Origin of the sequence: Microbacterium sp. 69-10 (assembly GCF_001897945.1) — a bacterium.
Classification (GTDB): Bacteria; Actinomycetota; Actinomycetes; order Actinomycetales; family Microbacteriaceae; genus Microbacterium.
The window spans coordinates 34,071-40,745 of record NZ_MKRT01000019.1 but is presented as its reverse complement, the minus strand read 5'-3'; the positions used below and the strand labels follow the sequence as shown (position 1 = coordinate 40,745).

General features: G+C 70.0%; 7 protein-coding genes. All 7 read left to right on the top strand.

Going from position 1 to position 6,675, the window contains the following annotated elements:
• Positions 1-655, top strand: a 655-nt coding sequence (locus tag BGN97_RS07740; RefSeq protein WP_292699720.1) for a type VII secretion protein EccB, incomplete at its 5' end; no start/stop codon positions are given.
• Positions 655-1,923 (top strand): S8 family serine peptidase, encoded by a 1,269-nt coding sequence (locus tag BGN97_RS07735; protein WP_292699717.1) that lies wholly within the window; start codon positions 655-657, stop codon positions 1,921-1,923. The genes BGN97_RS07740 and BGN97_RS07735, both read left to right, overlap by 1 nt.
• 99 nt (positions 1,924-2,022) lie before the next feature.
• Positions 2,023-2,760: a hypothetical protein gene (locus BGN97_RS07730; RefSeq protein WP_292699715.1), complete on the top strand. Its 738-nt coding sequence runs from the start codon at positions 2,023-2,025 to the stop codon at positions 2,758-2,760.
• 16 nt (positions 2,761-2,776) lie between these two features.
• Positions 2,777-4,564, top strand: a complete 1,788-nt coding sequence (locus BGN97_RS07725) for a hypothetical protein (protein WP_292699712.1) — start codon at positions 2,777-2,779, stop codon at positions 4,562-4,564.
• Between the two features lie 33 nt (positions 4,565-4,597).
• Positions 4,598-5,374 carry a hypothetical protein gene (locus BGN97_RS07720; RefSeq protein WP_292699709.1) on the top strand — a complete coding sequence of 259 codons (777 nt, stop codon included), beginning with the start codon at positions 4,598-4,600 and terminating at the stop codon, positions 5,372-5,374.
• Between the two features lie 2 nt (positions 5,375-5,376).
• Positions 5,377-6,135 carry a hypothetical protein gene (locus tag BGN97_RS07715; RefSeq protein WP_292699707.1) on the top strand — a complete coding sequence of 253 codons (759 nt, stop codon included), beginning with the start codon at positions 5,377-5,379 and terminating at the stop codon, positions 6,133-6,135.
• A gap of 84 nt (positions 6,136-6,219) precedes the next feature.
• The coding region (locus tag BGN97_RS07710) for a DUF2510 domain-containing protein (protein WP_292699704.1) at positions 6,220-6,675 on the top strand (456 nt) is incomplete at its 3' end.

The window sequence follows — 6,675 nt, the reverse complement described above, 5'->3', positions numbered from 1 at the left end:
GCTGTGGCTCAACCTGGTCACGCCCGGAACGCCGCTGGCGGTGCACCTCGGCGGCGAGCTGAAGGCCGAGACGGGCACCGCTGGTCTGGTCGTCGGCCAGGCCGTGCAGACGCAGGCGGATGGCAAGGTCGTCGGCGAGTACATCGTGGACGGCAAGGGACGGCTCGTGCCCGCCACCCCGTTCGCGCGCCAGCTCCTCACCGCGTACGTCGGCATCAAACCGGTGTCGATGACGGTCGCCGAGGCGACGAACCTCCGCGACGTGAACTCCGACGCGCTCCCCGGCGACTGGCCCAAGCGCGAGCCCGTCAAGCCCGAGAACCCGTCCGACGTGTGCCTGCAGATGCAGTCGACTTCGGAGGGCCCGGTCGTCTCGGTGACGAACAGCCCGCGCGACCTGGAGCCGGGCACCAAGGTCAAGCCGGGTGCCGGCGTGGCGGTGAGCGCACGCGGAACGGGCCAGGGGTCCACCTACGGCTTCGTCTCCGAGTCGGGCGTGTTCTTCCCGGTCGAGACCGCCACGGACCTGCAGCTGCTGGGATACAAGACCACGCAGGCAGTGACCGTGCCGGTCGCCTGGACGCAGCTGCTCGAACAGGGCCCGACCCTGAGTCAGGCGATCGCGCAGAGGACGGCGCCGGGGCAGGCGAAGTGATGCGCGGGCGCGCGCTGCGCAGTGCTGCCGCTGCCGTCGGCGTGCTGGCGGTGCTCGGCCTGGGTCTCCCCGCCGGAGCGCAGGCCGCCACGCCGACTCCCGCGGCGCCCGTCGTCGACGCGGATCAGCAGTGCACTCCGGGCCAGCGGCTGTTCACCCCCACTCCCAGCTACCTCGTCAAGCGGCTCGGCCTGGACGAGGCCTGGGCGCTCAGCCGCGGCAGCGGCGTGACCGTCGCCGTGGTCGACTCCGGCGTCGACGCGGGGAACGCGCACCTGCAGGGCGCCCTGGTGCCGGGCTTCACGAGCTTCGGCGACGGTTCGGTGCCCTCCACGACCGATGTCGCCGCGCACGGCACAGCCGTGGCCGGGCTGATCGCCGCCAGGCAGATCGACGGCTCCGGCGTGGTGGGCATCGCGCCCGAGGCGAAGATCATGCCCGTCCGGGCGTTCGAATCCGCTCCTGAACCGGGCGGGTCCTCGCGAGACATGGTGGTGCCGTCGGCGGCATCCGTCTCCTCCGGCATCCGGTGGGCGGCCGAGCACGGCGCCAAGATCATCAATGTGTCGCTGTCCGACAGCGGATCCGCCGACGTCTACCGCAGCGCCGTGGACTACGCGCATTCGCTGGGCTCGCTGGTGATCGCGAGCGCCGGCAACCGCAAGACCGCCGACTCGAACCGGCCGGATCCCACCAACTTCTACCCCGGCGAGCTCCCCGGCGCCCTCGCTGTCGCCGCAGTGATGAAGGACGGCACCTGGAACGCGGACTCCTCGTTCGCGGGTCCGCACGTCGACATCGCGGCGCCCGGGCAGTCGATGCCGACCGCCTACATCTCCGGCGGGGACTGCGTGCTCAACGCGGACTCCGCCTCGTCCAGCTACGCGACGGCGGTCGTCGCCGGCGCGGCCGCCCTGGTCGCCGCACGCTTCCCGAACGAGTCGCCCGACCAGTGGGCGTTCCGCCTCACCCAGTCGGCCATGCGCGTGTCGCCGGGTGAGCGCAGCGACACGGTCGGGTGGGGAGAGGTCCGCCCCGCCGCGGCACTGGCGCTCGCCGACGACGGGATGCTGCCCGGCCCGCCCTCGCCCGTGCACGGCGCGCTCACGCCCTCTCCGGCGCCGACCCGGGTCGTCGACATCGATCCGGTGGCCGACCCGCTGGACCCCGCCCGCGCGATCGTGGGCTGGGGATTCGGGGCCGGGGCGACGATCTCCGTGATCCTGCTGCTGCTCGCTCGAGCCCGCTCCCGTCGCGGCAGCGACTGAGCCCGATGGGCAGCGCTGCATGGGGAGTCCTCCCCCTATGGCGCTCGGACGCCTCTTCGTAGGATTGCTTCAACGGTCCACGACAGTAGGGAGTCCCACGTGAGCATGGACATGGCGGATGCCGGTCGCCTGATGGCGGAGCTGCGTGAGACCGCAGCAGAGCTGCAGCGCGAGCTCAGGTCGGTTGCGACCGCGGCGGAGCAGATGACCCCGGTGACGGTCGAGGATGATCGGAAGGCCGTGAAGCTGACCCTCGCCAAGAACGGTGCGGTCGAGGCTCTCGTCCTCGACGAGGACTGGCGCGACACGATCGGCGAAGCGGGACTCGGCGCAGTGGTGAGCCTGTGCTACCAGACCGCGCTCGGCAAGCGATTCGATCAGCTGATGGGGGGCTTCGAGGAGCAGGACGAGGACGACACCCCAGTCACGATCCCCGCGCCGCAGTTCCAGCTCGGCGACCCCACGACGAGTTCGGCGGCGGAGGCGCGCAGCGAGATCCTCGATGCGATCGACGAGGCGAGGGACCAGCGCGAGGCCTACCTCGAAAAGGTGAACCAGAGGGGCAGCCAGGTCCGGGACGCGGTCAACTCCGCGAAGACGGTCACGGTCTCGCGCCGCGGAACGACCATCACCGGGATCACTCTCGACGAGCGCTGGGTGCGCAACACCAATGACGGGGTGATCGAGCGCGAGATCGTCCGAGCCATGAACAACGTGATGACGATGTCGGCTCAGGACCGCCAGAACACGTACGAAGGCTTCCCGGCCGTTCAGAGGCTGATGGAGATGACCCGGGATCCTCAGGAAATGCTGCGCCGCATGGGCAGCATCCGCTGAGATAAGGAGCAGAGCAATGGGACTTGGAGATTTTCTGGGTGACGTCATCGACGCCGCCTCCCCGGTCGACGAGATCATCGATGCCGGTAAGAACATCATGGAGGGCGACCTCATCGGTGCGCTGGGCAACGTCGTCGACGCGGCCACGCCGATCGACGAGATCGTGAGCGCGGGGTCCCACCTCTTCGGAGGCCCGGATCTCGGCATCTCGGACCTGACCGACGACCTGCCGGACAAGCTGCCGGTGATCGAGGGGGAGTCCGCTCTTCCGGAGCCCTCGCCGCAGCCGGCAGCATCGTCGTTCGGCGAGGAGGGAAAGGTCGACGTCGAGACGTCGTACCTGCGCAAGGACGCCGGTCTGTGGGACGAAGCGGCGAGCAGCTACGGCACCATCGCCGGCGCGGCCGACGGTCTGACGATCGATGCGTCGGCGTTCACTTTCTTCGGCGTCGATGCGGCCCAGGCGTACGCGGACTTCCAGGTGACGATGGCGCAGCTGCTGCACAGCGCTCCTGAGGCGCACAAGGGTTTCGCCGACTCGCTTCGTCTGACGGCTGACGACTATGACAGGACCGTCCAGACGTCCGAGGAAGAGCAGAAGAAGAACGATCCCGGCAGCTCCAGCAGCAGCAACAACAATTCCGGCGGCGGTGGCGGTGGCGGTGGCGGTGGTGGCGGCGGCGGTGGCGGCGGTGGCGGCGGCAGCCTCGGCGGCGGTGGCTCCGTCGACGACCCGCGCGTGGACGGCTCGCTGGACGGCGACCTCTCCGCAGACGACCAGGCGCGCGCCGAGGCCGATGCCAAGGCCGATCAGCTGGACGCCCGTGCCGACGCGCTGGACAGGCAGGCCGACCAGGCCGACCAGCACGCCGACAAGGCGCAGGAGCAGGTCGACGCCCTCGACAAGCAGATCGACGCGCTCGAGGCCAAGGCCAAGGACCTCGACCAGAGCGCGACGAACCTCGAGCGGCAGGCGACCGAGCTCGACCTGAAGGCGCAGCAGCAGGATGCCGCCGGTGACCCGGCGGGTGCTCTGCAGAGCCGCACGGACTCTGCCGCGCTGCGTGCAGACGCAGCCGCGCAGCGCGCCGACGCCGCCGAGATCCGCGAGCAGATCGAGAAGCTCGAGGACTCCCGCGACGCCGCCGCCGACGAGGTTGCGGATGCCCGTGAGGACGCCGCAGAGCTGCGCGACAAGGCCGCGGACCTCCGCGACCAGGCAGCCGAGCTGCACCATGAGGCCTCGGGCCAGGGCATCGCCGACCATGCTGTCGACCAGCCGGTGGCCGAAGTCGGATCGGACGGCGGCGACACCCCGCCGAACACCGACGGCGGCACGGACGGCTCGACCGGTACGGATGGTTCGACCGGCACGGATGGTTCGACGGGAACTGATGGTTCGACCGGCACGGATGGTTCGACGGGAACTGATGGTTCGACGGGAACCGATGGTTCCACGGGTACGGATGGTTCGACCGGCACGGATGGTTCGACGGGCACCGATGGCTCGACCGGCACGGATGGTTCGACGGGCACCGATGGCTCGACAGGCACGGACGGTTCGACCACGCCCGACGGCAACATCGATGGCGGCCCCGAGCCCGTGCCCGCCCCTGACAACCGCATCGTGGGCGAGCCTCTCCCCGATGTGCGCCCCGGAGCGGACGACCTGGTCGGCGACTCGCGACCGGACTTCCGCACTGGATCCGACGAGTCGCACCTCTCGGCTTCGATCGATGCCGAGTCCCGCCCGCTGCCGGCTGACCCGGCGGCTCCGGCCTGGTCGACCCGGCTGAGCAACTGAACGTGAATCGAACAAGCAGGAAGAAGGTTTGACATGACTACGCATGGTGGGGGCGGCCGCACGCACAGCGGCGGCAGCGACATGACCGCTCAGAACGCGGAGAAGTCGAAGTCGGACTTCGATCGCTTCACCGGCTTCATCGACACGGTCGTCGACATCATCAACGGCGGGATCTCCGGTCTGCTCGACCTGGTGCTTCCCGACGGGATCATGGAGCGGATCAACGCCTGGCTCGACAAGATGTTCGCCAAGGTGAACGAAGCGATCGACAAGGTCGCCGAGGTCTTCGCCTACGTCGGAAGCCCGTCCACCCTGCGCAACTCCGGCCTGGACTGGGTGCAGAGCGTGGGCACGCCGGCTCAGCAGTGCACCGCCACTCTGCTGCCGACCGCTCTCCCGACGACCGGCAACTGGGAGGGGAAGGCCTACAACGCCTACCGGCTCCGCGTCGACCAGCAGAAGCCTGCCGCGGACGACGTGCTCTCGAAGTGCCAGATGATCAACACCCAGCTCGACAGCTTCGCCGGCGCGATCGAGAACTTCTGGATCGGGTTCCTCGGGGCTGTCGGCTCTCTGGTCGTCGGCGTGATCGCGACCGCCGCCGAGCTTGCCGGTGTCGTGACCGCGCCGGCAGCGATCGTGACCATCGTGGGTGCCGTCGGCCTGTTCATCACCTTCCTGGTGGACGCCATCAGCGCCATCACGTCGGCCAGCCAGGCCACGTCGTCGTTCGTGGTGAACGTCACGAACGCCCTGGCGTCGACGAGCGCATTCCCCGGTGGGGCCTGGCCGCGTCACACGGCGGCGTGAGCATGACGGATCTCTCGCAGCCGGGGGGCGCCGAGACGGCACAGGGCGGCGCCCTGATGCTCGACTTCGGCGGTCGCCGCGAGCGCATCCCCGCAGGTGCCACGTTCGTGATCGGGCGCGGCACGGACCTGTCGATCGACGACAATCCGTACGTGCACCGTCGGTTCCTCGAGATCGCGCAGCGCGACGGCATGTGGTGGCTCACGAACGCCGGCTCAGGGCTCACCGCCTCGGTCGCCTCGGCTGACGGGCTGGCGCAGGCCTGGCTCGCGCCGGGTGCCACGATGACGCTGGTGTTCGGTGTGACGACGGTGATGTTCACGGCCGGTGAGACGACGTACGAGCTGTCGCTCGCGGCCGAGGCTCCGTACTACCAGGTCTCCACCTCGTGGAACCCCGGTGCAGGGATCGACGGGGTCACCGAGATGCTCTCGCCCGTGCAGCGGATCCTGCTGACGGCGCTCGCCGAGCCGATGCTGCGTCCGGATGCCGAGGGCGCCGTGCAGCTGCCGTCGATGGAACAGGTGGCCGTACGCCTGGGCTGGCCGCTCGAGAAGCTGGAGCGCCGGGTCGGCACGCTGTGCAGCAAGTTCGCGCGGATGGGCATCCAGGGCCTGGAGCGCAACGCGCAGGGCGAGCTGCTCGCCTCCGCACGCTCGCGGATCGTCGAGCACGCGGTCGGCGCACGGATCGTCACGGCCGAGGACCTCGAGCTGCTCGACGCCTTCGTGGCGCAGGATGCCGTCGGAGCGACGCTCTGACACCGGCTGCCGTGGAGGCATGAAGCGACGCGACCCGCGTCGCGATCGGGTCGCGCGTCCAGCGCGGCGATGAGGAGGGTACGGATGAGCACTCCCGCAGGCTGGTACGACGACGGCTCCGGACGACGGCGCTGGTGGGACGGCTCGCAGTGGACCGAGCAGTACGCGCCGGGAGAGGATGCCGGCACGGGCATCGCCGCGAACGGTGCAGTACCGACGGCGGCGGGAGGCCCCGCCGGTACGCCGCCCTACGTCTCCGCGCAGTACGCGGCGCCGCAGCACATCGCGCCCCAGCACGTGGGGCCTCAGTACGCGGCGCCGGGATATGCCCCAGCGCTGACGCCTGTCGCGCCTCGGCAGCCGCCGACGCTGGGCTTCGTCGGCCTGGGGCTCGCCGTCCTCGGCACGGCGCTGGCGTGCACCCCGCTGCTGATCACCTTCATTCTCGGCGCGCTCGTGCTGATCGCCGCGTTCATCGTCTCGCTCGTCGCGGTGTTCCGGAAGAACACCGCGAAGTGGCCGTCGATCGTGGGAATCTGC